Origin of the sequence: Inquilinus limosus, from assembly GCF_002195995.1 — a bacterium.
Lineage (GTDB): Bacteria > Pseudomonadota > Alphaproteobacteria > DSM-16000 > Inquilinaceae > Inquilinus > Inquilinus limosus_C.
Map to the genome: position 1 here is coordinate 71,034 of NZ_NHON01000007.1, position 13,325 is coordinate 84,358.

General features: G+C 70.3%; 13 protein-coding genes. 8 read left to right on the forward strand and 5 right to left on the reverse strand.

The window, feature by feature from the left end; genetic code table 11:
- Positions 1 to 5 precede the first annotated feature (5 nt).
- From BWR60_RS05735 to BWR60_RS05750, 4 genes are read left to right on the forward strand one after another with little or no spacing between them, the layout of a single operon-like run.
- Entirely contained in the window at positions 6 to 1,199 is a 1,194-nt protein-coding gene (locus BWR60_RS05735) for an amidohydrolase family protein (RefSeq protein WP_088150051.1), read from the forward strand.
- Entirely contained in the window at positions 1,196 to 2,692 is a 1,497-nt protein-coding gene (locus BWR60_RS05740; RefSeq protein ID WP_088150052.1) for an amidohydrolase family protein, read from the forward strand. Before BWR60_RS05735 ends, BWR60_RS05740 begins: the two co-directional genes overlap by 4 nt.
- Positions 2,685 to 3,671, forward strand: a complete 987-nt coding sequence (locus BWR60_RS05745) for an ABC transporter ATP-binding protein (RefSeq protein ID WP_088150053.1) — start codon at positions 2,685 to 2,687, stop codon at positions 3,669 to 3,671. The genes BWR60_RS05740 and BWR60_RS05745 overlap by 8 nt, the downstream gene beginning before the upstream one ends.
- Positions 3,668 to 4,645: an ABC transporter ATP-binding protein gene (locus BWR60_RS05750; RefSeq protein ID WP_088150054.1), complete on the forward strand. Its 978-nt coding sequence runs from the start codon at positions 3,668 to 3,670 to the stop codon at positions 4,643 to 4,645. The genes BWR60_RS05745 and BWR60_RS05750 overlap by 4 nt, the downstream gene beginning before the upstream one ends.
- Before the next feature lie 287 nt (positions 4,646 to 4,932).
- Here the strand turns inward: BWR60_RS05750 and BWR60_RS05755 are convergent, their stop codons facing one another.
- Positions 4,933 to 5,610 (reverse strand): GntR family transcriptional regulator, encoded by a 678-nt coding sequence (locus BWR60_RS05755; protein WP_088150055.1) that lies wholly within the window; start codon positions 5,608 to 5,610, stop codon positions 4,933 to 4,935.
- A 131-nt stretch (positions 5,611 to 5,741) separates the two neighbouring features.
- Here BWR60_RS05755 and BWR60_RS05760 point away from each other — a divergent pair, with 131 nt between their 5' ends.
- Together BWR60_RS05760 and BWR60_RS05765 are read left to right on the forward strand one after the other, a co-directional pair.
- Complete coding sequence (locus tag BWR60_RS05760; protein WP_088150056.1) at positions 5,742 to 6,377, forward strand: flavin reductase family protein; 636 nt, start codon at positions 5,742 to 5,744, stop codon at positions 6,375 to 6,377.
- A 24-nt stretch (positions 6,378 to 6,401) separates the two neighbouring features.
- Complete coding sequence (locus BWR60_RS05765) at positions 6,402 to 7,142, forward strand: aspartate/glutamate racemase family protein (RefSeq protein WP_275542367.1); 741 nt, start codon at positions 6,402 to 6,404, stop codon at positions 7,140 to 7,142.
- Here BWR60_RS05765 and BWR60_RS05770 read toward each other — a convergent pair.
- From BWR60_RS05770 to BWR60_RS05780, 3 genes are all read right to left on the reverse strand, one after another.
- On the reverse strand, positions 7,121 to 8,392 hold the full coding sequence (locus BWR60_RS05770; RefSeq protein ID WP_088150058.1) for a cysteine desulfurase-like protein: 1,272 nt from the start codon (positions 8,390 to 8,392) through the stop codon (positions 7,121 to 7,123). The two genes, BWR60_RS05765 and BWR60_RS05770, sit on opposite strands and share 22 nt — an antisense overlap.
- A gap of 26 nt (positions 8,393 to 8,418) precedes the next feature.
- Complete coding sequence (locus tag BWR60_RS05775; RefSeq protein WP_088150059.1) at positions 8,419 to 9,096, reverse strand: amino acid ABC transporter permease; 678 nt, start codon at positions 9,094 to 9,096, stop codon at positions 8,419 to 8,421.
- 61 nt (positions 9,097 to 9,157) lie between these two features.
- Positions 9,158 to 9,946, reverse strand: coding sequence for an ABC transporter substrate-binding protein (locus BWR60_RS05780; RefSeq protein WP_088150060.1), 789 nt, complete (start codon positions 9,944 to 9,946; stop codon positions 9,158 to 9,160).
- A 323-nt stretch (positions 9,947 to 10,269) separates the two neighbouring features.
- On the opposite strand from BWR60_RS05780, the gene BWR60_RS05785 reads away from it, so the two are divergent.
- Both BWR60_RS05785 and BWR60_RS05790 read left to right on the forward strand, forming a co-directional pair.
- Complete coding sequence (locus BWR60_RS05785; RefSeq protein ID WP_088150061.1) at positions 10,270 to 11,061, forward strand: cyclase family protein; 792 nt, start codon at positions 10,270 to 10,272, stop codon at positions 11,059 to 11,061.
- A gap of 39 nt (positions 11,062 to 11,100) precedes the next feature.
- Positions 11,101 to 11,604, forward strand: a complete 504-nt coding sequence (locus BWR60_RS05790; protein ID WP_088150062.1) for a MarR family winged helix-turn-helix transcriptional regulator — start codon at positions 11,101 to 11,103, stop codon at positions 11,602 to 11,604.
- Between the two features lie 168 nt (positions 11,605 to 11,772).
- Here BWR60_RS05790 and BWR60_RS05795 read toward each other — a convergent pair whose 3' ends face one another.
- Positions 11,773 to 13,320, reverse strand: a complete 1,548-nt coding sequence (locus BWR60_RS05795) for an indolepyruvate oxidoreductase subunit beta family protein (RefSeq protein ID WP_230982961.1) — start codon at positions 13,318 to 13,320, stop codon at positions 11,773 to 11,775.
- Between the last annotated feature and the right edge of the window lie 5 nt (positions 13,321 to 13,325).

A 13,325-nucleotide genomic window follows, 5' to 3' on the forward strand; every position in this document is an offset into this window, starting at 1 on the left:
GACCGATGAGTGACCTCCTGCTGCGCAACATCCGCCCCTACGCGGCCGAAGCCTGCGACCTGCTGATCCGCGGCGGCCGCATCGCCGGCATCGGGCGGTTCGAGCCGGAGCCGGGGATGCCGGTGGAGGATGGCGGCGGCGCCATCGCCATCCCCGGCCTGATCGACGCCCACACCCATCTCGACAAGACCACCTGGGGCATGCCCTGGCATGTCAACAACCGCCGCGCCGTGCTGCGCGAGCGGATCGATTTCGAGCGCGAGAACCGCACCGCCATCGGCATCGATCCGCACCGCCAGTCGATGCGGCACGCCATCGGCCTGGCGGCGCATGGCGCGACGCATATCCGCAGCCATGTCGACATCGACCCGACCCACGGCCTGTCGCTGGTCGACGGCGTGATGGAGACACGCGAGAAGCTCGCCGGCATCATCGACATCGAGATCGTCGCCTTCCCGCAATCCGGCGTGATGGTGATGCCGGGCACGGTGGAGCTGCTGGACGCCGCGCTGGCCCAGGGCTGCGAGGTGCTGGGCGGCATCGACCCCTGCGGCATCGACCGCGACCCGAAGGGCCAGCTGGACGCCCTGTTCGCCCTGGCGGTGAAGCACCGCAAGCCGATCGACATCCATCTGCACGAGGCCGGCGACCTCGGCGCCTTCACCATGGAGCTGATCTTCGAGCGCATCCGCGCCAACGGCATGCAGGGCCAGGTCGCGATCAGCCACGCCTTCGCGCTGGGCATGAACGACCATCTCCGCACCGGCCAGCTGATCGAGCGGATCGCCGAGCTCGACATCGCCATCCTGACCACCGGCGCGCCGTCGGCCACGGTGCCGTCGATCATGCGGCTGAAGCAGGCGGGGGTGCGGGTCGGTGCCGGCTGCGACGGCATCCGCGACACCTGGGGCCCCTGGGGTCAGCCGGACATGCTGGACCGCGCCAGGGTCGTCGGCATGAAGAACGGGCTACGCCAGGACCACGAGCTGGAGCATGTGCTGCACGTCGTCTCCCAGGGCGGCGCGGATGTCATGCGGCTGGAGGGCTACGGCCTGCGCCAGGGCGACCGGGCGGACCTGACGCTGCTGGCCGGCGAGACCCTGGCCCATGCCGTGGTCGAGGTCGCGCCGCGGCCGCTGGTGGTCAAGGGCGGCCGGGTCACCGCCCGCCAGGGCCGGGCCGTGGTGGACATGCCATGACCGCGCCGGGGCTGGAGGCGCTGGAGCTCGGCCGGCGGCCGGGCGGCCGCACGCTGCTGACGGCCGCCTGGGTGCTGGGCCATGGCGCCGGCGGCCACCGCCTGATCCCGAACGGCGAGGTGGTGATCGAGGGCGGGAAGGTGCTGTTCGCCGGCCCCAGCTTCCCGGGCGAGGTGGCGCGGCGCATCGATTTCGGCGACGCGCTGGTCAGCCCCGGCTTCATCGACCTCGACGCCCTGTCCGACCTCGACACGACCATCCTCGGTATCGACCATCATCCCGGCTGGGCCAAGGGCCGGGTGTGGCCGCGGTCCTATGTCGAGGCCGGCCCCCGCGAGATGTATTCGGCCGAGGAGCTGGCGTTCCAGAAGCGCTTCGCCTTTGGCCAGCTGCTGCTGAACGGCATCACCACCGCGGCGCCGATCGCCTCGCTGTTCTACCGGGAGTGGGGCGAGACCGTCGCCGAGTTCGAGGCGGCGGCGGAGGCGGCCGGCGCGCTGGGCCTGCGGGTCTATCTCAGCCCGGCCTACCGCTCCGGCGGCATGGTGCTCGACGCGCCGGGCCGGATGGTGCCGGTGTTCGACGAGGCGCGGGGCCTGGCCGGCCTCCGGGATGCTGTCGACTTCATCGGCCGCCAGTCCGGCCGCCATGGTGACCTCGTCCGCGGCCTGCTGGCGCCCGATCGGGTCGAGACCTGCACGATCGACCTGCTGCGCCGCACCGACGCCGCGGCGCGCGACCTCGGCTGCAAAATCCGCCTGCACATGGCGCAGGGGGCGATGGAGGTGGAGACGGTGCGGACGCTGCACGGCACCACCGCCCCGGCCTGGCTGGCGGCGGCCGGGCTGCTCAGCGACCGGCTGATCGCGCCGCATGCGACCAACGCCACCGCCGAGGACCTGTCGCTCTATGTCGAGCACGGCGTGTCGATCGTGCATTGCCCGCTGGTCTCGGCGCGCGGCGGCAGCACCCTGAACTCCTTCTCCGCCTGCCGGCAGCGCGGCCTCACCATCGCCATGGGCACCGACACGGCCCCGGCCGACATGCTGATGAACCTGCTGGTCGGGCTGATCGCGTGCCGGATCAACGACCGGGCGCCGGACCGGGTGCGTTGCGCCGACCTGTTCGACGCCGCCACGCTGGGCGGCGCGCGGGCCCTCGGCCGCGACGATCTCGGCCGGCTGGCCCCCGGCGCGCGGGCCGACATCGCGGTGTTCGGCCTCGACGACCCGGTGATGGCGCCGTCGATCGACCCGATCACCACGCTGGTGGCCGGCGGCTCCGGCAAGGTGACGCGCGCCGTCTTCGTCGACGGGCGCCTGTCGATGCGCAATGGCGAGGTCGCCGGCATCGACATGGCGGCGGCGCGCCGCCGCGCGCAGCATCAGTTCGACGGGCTGGTGGCGAAATACCCGGAGCGCAGCTGGGGCCATCCGCCCGTCTCCGACATCTTCCCGCCCAGCTATCCGATCGAGGGGGACTCCCATGGTTGATGCCGGCGAGGCGCCCGTCCTCGAGGTCCGCGGCCTCAGGGTGGAATTCCCGGGGCGCCGCGGCGTGGCCACGGCGCTGTCCGATGTCAGCCTGTCGATCCGGCCGGGCGAGATCCTGGGCGTGGTCGGCGAATCCGGCGCGGGCAAGTCGATGACCGGCCTTGCCATCCAGGGGCTGCTGGAGCGCCCGGGCCGGATCGCCGCGGGCGAGATCCATCTGTCCGGCCGCCGTATCGACACCCTCGACGACCGCGGCATGCAGGCGATCCGGGGGCGGGAGATCGGTGCCATCTTCCAGGACCCGCTGACCTCGCTGAACCCGCTATTTTCGGTCGGCGCGCAACTGGTCGAGACCATCCGCCTGCATCTCGGGCTCGGCCGGGCCGAGGCGCGGGCCCGCGCGGTGGCGCTGCTGCGGGATGTCGGCATCCCGTCGCCGGAGGAGCGGGTGAACCAGTATCCGCACCAGTTCTCCGGCGGCATGCGGCAGCGCGTGGTCATCGCCCTGGCCCTGGCGGCCTCGCCGAAGCTGGTGATCGCGGACGAGCCGACCACGGCGCTGGACGTGTCGATTCAGGCGCAGATCACGGCGCTGCTGCGCCGGCTGTGCAAGGAGAAGCGCACCGCCGTGATGCTGGTGACCCACGATATGGGCGTGATCGCCGAGACGGCGGACAGGATCGCGGTGATGTATGCCGGGCGGCTGGTCGAGATCGGGCCGGTCGACCAGGTGCTGCAGGCCCCGGCCCACCCCTATACGCGCGGCCTGATGGCCTCGATCCCGGCGCTCGGGGCCCGGGTCGAGCGGCTGAACCAGATCGACGGGGCGATGCCGCGGCTGGACGCGATCCCGCCCGGCTGCGCCTTCAACCCGCGCTGCACATCGGCCGGGCCGCGCTGCCGGCGCGAGCGGCCGGAGATGAGCCCGGCGGGGCAGGGCGCCAGCGCCTGCTGGCTGAACGCAGGAGGCACCGCATGACCGCCGTCCAGGCCGCACGGGATCCCGCGCTGCGGGTCGAGCACCTGTCCAAGACCTTCGATGTCTCCGCGCCCTGGCTGAACCGGCTGGTCGAGCGCAGGCCGCGGCAGCTCTTGCGCGCGGTCGACGATGTCAGCTTCGACACGCCGATGGGCGGCTGCCTCAGCCTGGTGGGCGAGAGCGGCTGCGGCAAGTCGACCGTCGCCCGGCTGGTCACCGGCCTGCACAGGCCCAGCAGCGGCGAGATGCGCTTCGCGCCCGGGCCGGACGGCGCGCCGCTGTCGGCGCAGATGATCTTCCAGGACCCCTACGCCTCGCTGAACCCGCGCTGGCGGGTGCGCAGCATCATCGCCGAGCCCCTGCGGGAGCTGAAGCTGCGCGGCTCGGCCGCCGAGATCGCGGAGCGGGTGGAGGAGTTGCTCCTCACCGTGGGCCTTTCCGCGTCGGACGGCGCCAAGTTCCCGCACGAGTTCTCGGGCGGGCAGCGCCAGCGCATCTCGATCGCGCGGGCGCTGGCGAGCGAGCCGCGCTTCCTGGTCTGCGACGAGCCGACCTCGGCGCTCGACGTCTCGGTGCAGGCCCAGGTGCTGAACCTGATGCGCCGGCTGCAGGACGAGCTGGGGCTGACCTATCTGTTCATCAGCCACGACCTGAGCGTCGTGCGCCACATGTCGGACCGGATCGCGGTGATGTATCTCGGCCGCATCGTCGAGGAGGGCGACACCGAGGCGCTGTTCGCCCGGCCGCGCCACCCCTACACCCGGTTGCTGCTGGAGACGATCCCGAACATCGCCCAGCCGCATCGCGACCGCGAGGTCGCCGCCGGCGAGGTGCCGAGCCCGCTCAAGCCCCCCTCCGGCTGCACCTTCCATCCTCGCTGCCCCTTCGCCACCGCGCGCTGTGCGGCGGAGCTGCCGGCGATGCGGACACTCGCCGACGGCACACGCATCGCCTGCCACCTGGCGGAGGGCTGACAGTGCCGGCGGTGGTGCCAGAGCGTGATGATGACTTGATGCCGAGTGTCTTCGCGTCGCCTCTCCCGCAAGCGAGACCGTTTCAGAATCCCCAACACCGTCATTGCGAGCGCAGCGAAGCAATCCAGGGCCAGTGCGAACCGGCCCCTGGATTGCTTCGTCGGCTTCGCCTCCTCGCAATGACGGCGAGGGGTAGGCGTTATGGAAAGGTCCCGCAAGCGGGAGAGGCAATCGCTCACCGGCTTGATGCGATCGGACGACCCGATCTGGCCCGAGCTCGCCCCGCTCTAGGCGAGCGCGGCCTTCAGGTCGTGCGACAGGTCGCGGACGTCGCGAAGGTCCAGCTCCGACTCCACATGCTCGAGGTGATGGTCCATCAGCCGCATGGCGGTCTCGGCATCGCCGGCGGCCAGCGCCTCGACGATCTCGGCATGCTCATCCGGCCCGCAGTTGAAGCGCGCAGTGTTGCGATAGACGGCGGTGATCAGGGAGGTGCGCGAGATCAGGTCCCGCATCATCCCGAACAGGAAGTCGGACCCGGACAGCTCGGCGATCAGCAGATGGAAGCCGCCGGACAGCTTGATGATGTCGGTGGTGACGTCGTTGGCATTGGCCGTCCGCTCCCGGCCGACATGGCCGCGCAGCGTCTCCAGGCCGTCCGCCGAGATCGTGCCGGCGAGCCGCTGGATGGCGCAGCGCTCGACCGAGCGGCGGACGAAGAAGACGTCCCGCGCCTCGTCGGCCGAGGGCTGGCACACGAAGGCGCCGCGGTTCGGGATGATGGTCACCAGGCCCTCGCGCTCCAGCGCGGCCAGCGCCTGGCGGATGCGGGCCCGGCTGACGTCAAAGATCTCAGCCAGCTGGCCTTCCTTCAGCTGGACGCCCGGCCGCAGCCGGCGCTCGGCGATCGAAAGCCACACCTTTTCGACGATCTGCTGCGTCGAGACGCCTGCCTGCTCGGTCATGCCCTGGTCCCCGCCGCCGTGACGGACAATCCCGCCGTCAGGAGCCGGATCCGGACGGCATGACGGCCTAAGTTGTAAACAATAATTGCAAATATTGTAGGCAATCCATGGAAGATCAAGCGGAGAGTGCGATGGAGTTCGATTTCACCGCGCTGGAGCCGGACAGCCGCTACCGCCTGTTGACCAACTTCGTCGGCCCGCGGCCGATCGCGCTGGTGACGACCCGGTCCGCCGGCGGCCGCAGCAACGCCGCGCCGATGAGCTTCTTCAACGTGTTCTCGCACGAACCGCCGATCGTCGTCCTCGGTATCCAGCCGCGGGCGTCCGGGCAGGAGAAGGACACGGTCGCCAACATTCGTCGCACCGGGGAGTTCGCGGTCAGCATGGTCGACATGGCGCTGGCGCAGCAGATGCTGGTCTGCGGCCTGGCCTTCGACAGCGATGTCGACGAACTGGAGATGGCGCGGCTGCCGGCCGCGCCGTGCGCCCGGATCGATGTCGAGCGCATCGCCAGCTCGCCCTGCACCTTCGAATGCCGGGTCGAGCGACTGATCGACTATCCGCGGCGCGTGCTGGTGCTGGGCGAGGTGGTGCACATGCATGTCCGCCGCGACTGCCTCGACCCCGCCGGCCGCTACGTCAACCCCGAGGCCTACCAGCCGATCGCCCGGCTGCATGCCGACAACTACATCACCTCCGACCGCCAGTTCGTGCTCAAGGCCCCTGCCATCGCGGATGTCCTCAAGGCATCGGGGCGCGCGGAATAAGGAACGGCCGCTTTGCATATCCGCTTGATCAATCCAAACTCGACGGCCTCGATGACGGCCCAGGCCCTGGAGAGCGCCCTGCGGGTGGCGCAGCCGGGGACGCGGGTGACGGCCGTGAACCCGGCCGGCACGCCGGTCAGCATCGAAGGGGGCGCGGACGAGGCGATGGCCGTGCCCGCGATGCTGTCCGAGATCCGGATCGGCGAAAGCGAGGGGGTCGACGCCTATGTCATCGCCTGCTTCGACGACCCCGGGCTGCATGCGGCGCGGGAGGTGGCGGCAGGCCCCGTCATCGGCATCTGCCAGGCGGCGGTGCAGGTGGCCATGACCATCGCCCGTCGCTTCTCGGTGGTCACGACGCTGCCGCGGTCCGTGCCGATCATCGAGGACATCGTGCGGGCCTATGGTGCCGGGCATCACTGCCGGGCGGTGCGGTCGATCAACCTGCCGGTCCTGGGGCTGGAGGAGGAGCCGGAGCTGGCGGAGCGCCTGCTGGTCGACGAGATCGGGCGCGCCAGGCGGGAGGACCGGGCCGAGGCCATCATCCTCGGCTGCGCCGGCATGTCACGGCTGTGCGAGCGGCTGACCGCCGCGACGGGCGTGCCGGTCATCGACGGCGTCACCGCGGCGCTGAAATTCGCCGAGGCGCTGGTCGGCGCCGGCTACGCCACGTCCAAGGTCAACGCCTACGACTATCCGCGGCAGAAGGGGGCGGCTCCGGTCGCCCGGATGGCCGTCGCGGATCAGCCGGCCTTGCCGAGATAGGCCGCCAGCGCTTCGCCGAAGCGCCGCACCTCGGCGGTCGTGTTGTAATGGACCATGGAGACGCGCAGCGCGCCGGTGGCCATGGGCAGGCCCAGCCGCTGCATCAGCCGCGGCGCGTACATGTGGCCGTCGCGGATGCCGATGCCGGCGTCGGACATGGCGTCGGCGATCGCCTGGGGCGAGCGGCCGGGGATGTTGAAGCAGATCGTCGGCACGCGCCCGTCCACCCGGTCCTCGTCGCTGATGCCGTAGACCGTGGCGCCGCACGCCTTCAGCCCGCGCAGCATCTCGCGCGACAGCCCGGCCTCATAGGCGCGGATCGCGGTCATGGCGGCGACGATGTCGTCGCGCCGGGACCCGTTCGACGGCCAGGTGAAGCCGCGGCCGAGCGCCTCGAGATAGCGCACCGAGGCGTCCATGCCGGCGACGTTCTCATAGACGAAGGTGCCGGCCTCGACCTTGTAGGGCGGCTCGTCGGGGATGAAGTCCTCGCGGAAGGTCGGCAGCCGCTTCAGCGCGTCGAAGCGGCCCCACAGGAAGCCCATATGCGGCGAGAAGTTCTTGTAGCCGGAGCAGACCAGGTAGTCGCAGCCCCATTCCTGCACGTCGATCAGCCCGTGCGGGCCGTAATGGACGCAGTCGACGAAGACCTCGGCCCCGACGGCCCGCGCCGCCCGCGACACCGCAGCGATGTCGACGATGGTGCCGATCGAATGAGCGGTGGCGGTGCAGGCCACGAGGCGCGTGCGCGACGACAGCAGCGGCACTAGGTCCTCGACATGCAGGGTGCCGTCCTCGCGCATCCGCCACCAGGCGAACTTCGCCCCGGCGCTCTCCAGCGCCAGCCAGGTGGCGATGTTGGCGTCGTGGTCCATGTCGGTGACCACGATCTCGTTCCGCTCGGCCAGCATCTGGCCGATGCCGAGGCTGACCAGCCGGATGAAGGACGTGGCGTTCATGCCGAAGCAGATCTCGGCCGGCTGGTACGCATTGACCAGCAGCGCGACGCTCTCCCGCGCCTCGGCCACCGCGCGGTCGACGGCCCGGCTCTTGTCGTAGCGGCCGCCGCGCTGGACGTTGTGGTCGACCAGGTGGCGGGTGACGGCGTCCAGCACGCTCCGCGGGATCTGCGCGCCGCCGGCATTGTCGAGGAAGATGAAGTCGCCGGCCTTCTCCTTTTGCAGTGCCGGGAACTGGGCGCGCACTGCGTCGATCGGGAAGGCGCGGGCGGCGGTCGATGCCTGGGTCACGGGATGTCTCCTGGAAAGGCCAAGGGTCACGGCCGGCCGGCGCGCAGCCTGGCGCGGGTCTCGAGATGGCCGATCAGCCGCACCAGCGGCCAGAGGAAGGCGAGGTAGAGGATGGCGGCGCCGATCAGCGGCGTCGGGTTGGCCATCTGCGCCTGGGCGTCGGTGGCCTGCTTCAGCAGGTCCGGCATGGCGACGACCGAGGCCAGCGCCGTGTCCTTGAACACCGACACGCAGTTGCTGGTCAGCGGCGGGATGATGACGCGGATCGCCTGCGGCAGGATCACCTTGCGCATCGCCAGCCAGAACGGCAGGCCGAGGGCGGAGGACGCCTCGAACTGCCCGCGCGGGATGCTCTCGATGCCGGCGCGGCAGACCTCGGCGGTGAAGGCCGCCAGCACCATCGACAGGGCGAGGCTGGCGGAGAGGAAGGAAGACAGCCGGATGCCGACGAAGGGCAGGGCGTAGTAGATCATGATCAGCAGGACCAGGATCGGCAGCGCCCGGAAGATGTCGATATAGAAGATCGCCAGCAGCCGCAGCGGCCGGGGGGCGTAGAGCCGGACCAGGCACACCAGCAGCCCGGCCAGCGTGCCGCAGACGATGCTGACCAGGCCCAGCAGGATGGTGTTGCCCAGGCCCCGCAGCAGGATCGGCACGGCGCGCAGCAGCACCGGCCCGTTGAAGAAGGTGTCGATCAGTTCCATGGTCCGGACCTGGTGGCGCAGCAGAGAGGGGCCGAGCAGGCGCCCGGCCCGGTTTCGGCCGCTACTGGGCCTGCGGGATCGGCCCCGGCGTCACCGTGCTGGTGCCGGGCTCCGGATCCACCCCGAACCACTTCTTGTGGATCGCGGCCAGGGTGCCGTCGGTCTTCATCGCGCCGATCGCGTCGTTCGCCTTGGCCAGCAGCGGGTGGTTCTTGCGCGTCATCATGGCGAAGCGCTCGCCGGTCGGGATGCGGACCAGGATCTTCAGCGCCGGCATCTGCTTGATCGCGTATTGGAACCCGGCCAGTTCGCCGGCGCCGCCGTCGATCCGGCCGTTCTGCGCCTCCAGCAGCAGGTCCTGCTGGGCGTTGTAGCTCTTGACCTCGGCGAAGCCGAGCTTCTCGCCATTCGCCTTGGCGAAGGCCTCGCCGGTCGATCCCGAGATCACGCCGATGGTCTTGCCCTTCAGGTCATCCAGCGAATGGATCGGCGACTCCGTCTTGCCGACGATGGTGCCGTCGCTGTCGTAATAGGGCTGGGTGAAGGCCTGGTTCTGCAGCCGCTCCTGGGTCACCGAGATCGAGGAGATGGCGAAGTCGATGCGGCCGGAGCTGGTGGCGGCGAACAGCGCCTGGAAGCCGAGGTCCTGGAACTCGACATCGACGCCGAGGCGCTTGGCCACCTCCTTGGCCACGTCGACCTCGAAGCCCTCGAAGGCGCCGCTGTCGGTCTTGTATTCCCAGGGCGGATTGGCGGGGTAGGCGCCGACCGTGATGGTCTCGGCCCATGCCGGCGATGCCGCCGCCACGCCGAACGCGACCAGCAGCCCCAGCGTCCCGAACAGCTTCATCGTGTTGCCTCCTCTGTCGGCCCGCATCGCGGGCATTCTTGGCTTGTCGTCGCCGAAGAGGCTGGCGCTGCTCCGGCCGATGGCCGTCCGCTGGCTGGGCGGGCAGGCTGAACGCCGCCTCGTTGGTCGCGCTAGGTGATCATGGCGGGTGTCCCCGATCAACCCGATTGTTTTAGGCCTCAAGCTTCTCCCATGCAATTCCATGCTTTCAGTTGGCGGTGTACTGGAACACCGGGCCGAGATAGTTGTGATTGCAGATATTCCGATCTAAGGTTCGGGGAAGCGAACCGGGGCGACCGGGCAGAACCAGACGGGAGGCAACCATGGCAACCGATCATCTCGCCGGCCTGGCGATGTCCTTGCTCGACGGCTCGATCCGCGTGGTCGACCTCACCGCGCCGCTGGGGCCGGAGACGCCGGTGATCCAGCTGCCGCCGCAGATCGGCCGCAACACGCCGGCGGTGAAGGTCCACGAGATCTCGCACTATGACGAGAACGGCCCGTTCTGGGCCTGGAACTGGCTGGAGCTCGGCGAGCATACGGGCACGCATTTCGACGCCCCGGTCCATTGGATCACCGGCCGCGACCATCCCGACAACACCACCGACCGCATCCCGCCGAAGAGCTTCGTCGCGCCGGTCAACGTGATCGACCGCTCGGCGGAGGCCGCGGCCGACCCCGACTACCTTCTCACCGTCGACAGCATCAAGGCCTGGGAAGCCGAGCATGGCGCGATCGAGGCCGGGTCCTGGGTGGTGCTGCGCACCGACTGGTACAAGCGCAACGGATCGTCCGAGACCTTCCTGAACGCCGACGAGACCGGCCCGCATTCGCCTGGCCCGACCGCGGAGGCGATCGAATACCTGCTGTCGAAGGGCATCGTCGGCTGGGGCTCCGAGACGGTCGGCACCGATGCCGGATCGGCCGGCGGCATGACCCCGCCATTCCCTGCACACACCCTGATGCACAAGGCCAACCGCTACGGTCTGGCCAGCCTGTGCCATCTCGACCAGTTGCCGGCGAAGGGGGCGATCCTGATCGCGGCGCCGCTGAAATTCGTCGGCGGCACCGGCTCGCCCGTGCGCGCCCTTGCGCTGGTGCTCCGGGCGGGGTAGGGCCGGCGCAGGGCCTGACGACGGGAAGCAGATGGAGCGATGACCGACAGATTTGCCGGAACGGTGCTGCGACGCCCGGACCAGGGCGAGACGCGCCCGACGCTGGGCGAGATCGGCCTCAACCAGTTCGCGCCCTATCTGATGAACCGGGTGATGGCGCGCTGGAACGCCAACATGTCGGACGCGCTGAAGGCGCACGACATGACCACCACCAAGATGCGGGCGCTCGCTATCCTCGGCATCTCCTCGCCGCTGACGATCAACGAGCTGTCGGTCTATGCGGTCACCGAGCAGTCGACGATGAGCCGCACGCTCGATGCGCTGGAGGAGCAGGGCTATATCCGCCGGCAGCCGCGGGCCGAGGACATGCGGGTGCGGGACATCGCCATCACCGAGGAGGGCCGGGCGGTGTTCGACGCGGTGTGGCCGACCATGTACGCGCTGCTGACCCAGATGTTCGAGGGCGTCGACGGCGACGAATACGTCGCCTTCGTCGCCACCCTGCACAAGATCCTGCGCAACATCCGCAAGCACGAGATCTGAGCCCGACAGCCCGATATTGACCCATCATGGCGAGCCCCGCAGGGGCGTGGCCATCCAGGGCCGCTCGCACCGGCCCCTGGATGGCCACGTCGCTTCGCTCCTCGCCATGACGAGGAAGGGTGGAGAGCCGATCTCAAAGGCCAACGGCATGAACCGTCCGAGCGGCGGTCACAGCGTCGCGATGGTCTTCAGCGCGCCGTCCAGGGCGGTGCCGTCCTCGTCGGCCAGGGCTGCCTGGCGCAGCCGGCGCAGCCAGGAGGCGCCGTCGTCGCGGCCGACCAGCAGCGGCAGGCCGGACAACGCCCGCTCGAACTTCGACTCGCCGCGGGCGTGGGTGTCGGAATAACCCTTCACCAGCCGCCGGCATTCCAGCACCTCGACCGCGAGGTCGTAGTTGCTCCGCAGTACATCGAGCGCGGTGGCCAGCCAGGCGTCGCGATGGGCGGTCTCGCGCGCATGACGCAGCGTGCCGCGGCGAACTCTCCGAAGCCCCGACACGGCCTGCAGGCCAAGGAACCAGAAGACCGTTCCGGTGCGCACCCGCCGGCCCCGGCTGACCAGGCGGTCGAGCCGGACGAAGAGGGCCGGCCGCGCCTCGATCCAGGCGCCGAGCGCCTTCGGCAGCGTGCCGCAGACCTCTTCCATGCGCGGATGCATGTATTCCGTCGCATAGACGATCTGGTCCAGCCCGGCACCGACCTCGCGGCGCACCCGCTCGAATCGCCGCGAGCGGACCTTCAGGTCGGCGACGCGGATCGGATCGTCATAGGCCATGGCGACCGCCACATGCTTGGCCGCCGCCAGGGTGAAAGCACGGCCCTTGGCATCGCCGCCATGGGCCAGATCCTCGGCATGCAGCCGGGCCAGCAGGGTCAGGTACTCGTCGGCATAGGCCGGGTCCTGGTAGTCGGTCAGCCGCTTCACCCCCGCGAACAGCATCGGGTGGGCCTCGGTCGGAAACTCCTGCGCGATGCGCTGCACCAAGCGGTCGAGATCGGGATGCCCGGCGGCGGCCGGCAGGGCGTCGAAGCGCTTTCGCGGTGCCCGAGTGATGGTCTCGGTCTCCGGCGCGGCGGCGCGGTCGCAGGCGGCGCGGAAGGCGGCCAGGCTCGGCTCCACGCCGCGGCCGCCGGCGCGGATGGTCTCCTCGAACGCCTCGTGTAGGAAGGGCAGGGCCCCGGCTCCGGCCAGGGCGCCGAACATCGCGGCGGAGATCATGCTGCCGCTGCGTCCGGCCACCGCCTCCATGTCGAAGGCGATGGTGCGCCGGGCCGCGAAATCCGTGGCATCGACCACGGCCGCGGGGTCGGCCGTGCCGTCGCCCGGCTTTGCCTTCTCGGCCACCGCGAAGGAACGGTGGGTCGAGGCGATCAGCGTCGTCCGCTCGGGCGTGACCAAGCCGCGCAGCACGGCGCGCCCGGCCTCCATCAGTTCGGCCGCCATGACCACGTCGACATCGCCCGGCGTCGGCATCAAGGCCAAAACGGGCGTCGCGCCCGGCTTCGCCGCGATCATCTCGATATAGTAGATCGTCGCGCCGGTGCGCTGGGCCACGCCGGGGACAGAGGTCGACTGGGCGGCCCAGCCCCGGCTTTCGGCCAGCGCCACGATCCAGTCGGCCAGCACCCCGCCGCCCTGGCCGCCCATGGCCAGGATGGCGACGGCCAGCGGCCGGTCCTGCGACAGCAGCGAACGTTCCGGAGCGATATCGGCCATGGCGC

What these genes read in the sequence shown, in the direction of transcription:
- BWR60_RS05740 (WP_088150052.1), top strand. Translation starts at nt 1,196, where the DNA reads ATGACCGCGCCGGGGCTGGAGGCGCTGGAGCTCGGCCGGCGGCCGGGC.
- BWR60_RS05755 (WP_088150055.1), bottom strand. Translation starts at nt 5,610, where the DNA reads ATGACCGAGCAGGCAGGCGTCTCGACGCAGCAGATCGTCGAAAAGGTG.
- BWR60_RS05750 (WP_088150054.1), top strand. Translation starts at nt 3,668, where the DNA reads ATGACCGCCGTCCAGGCCGCACGGGATCCCGCGCTGCGGGTCGAGCAC.
- BWR60_RS05760 (WP_088150056.1), top strand. Translation starts at nt 5,742, where the DNA reads ATGGAGTTCGATTTCACCGCGCTGGAGCCGGACAGCCGCTACCGCCTG.
- BWR60_RS05775 (WP_088150059.1), bottom strand. Translation starts at nt 9,096, where the DNA reads ATGGAACTGATCGACACCTTCTTCAACGGGCCGGTGCTGCTGCGCGCC.
- BWR60_RS05735 (WP_088150051.1), top strand. Translation starts at nt 6, where the DNA reads ATGAGTGACCTCCTGCTGCGCAACATCCGCCCCTACGCGGCCGAAGCC.
- BWR60_RS05785 (WP_088150061.1), top strand. Translation starts at nt 10,270, where the DNA reads ATGGCAACCGATCATCTCGCCGGCCTGGCGATGTCCTTGCTCGACGGC.
- BWR60_RS05795 (WP_230982961.1), bottom strand. Translation starts at nt 13,320, where the DNA reads ATGGCCGATATCGCTCCGGAACGTTCGCTGCTGTCGCAGGACCGGCCG.
- BWR60_RS05790 (WP_088150062.1), top strand. Translation starts at nt 11,101, where the DNA reads ATGACCGACAGATTTGCCGGAACGGTGCTGCGACGCCCGGACCAGGGC.
- BWR60_RS05780 (WP_088150060.1), bottom strand. Translation starts at nt 9,946, where the DNA reads ATGAAGCTGTTCGGGACGCTGGGGCTGCTGGTCGCGTTCGGCGTGGCG.
- BWR60_RS05745 (WP_088150053.1), top strand. Translation starts at nt 2,685, where the DNA reads ATGGTTGATGCCGGCGAGGCGCCCGTCCTCGAGGTCCGCGGCCTCAGG.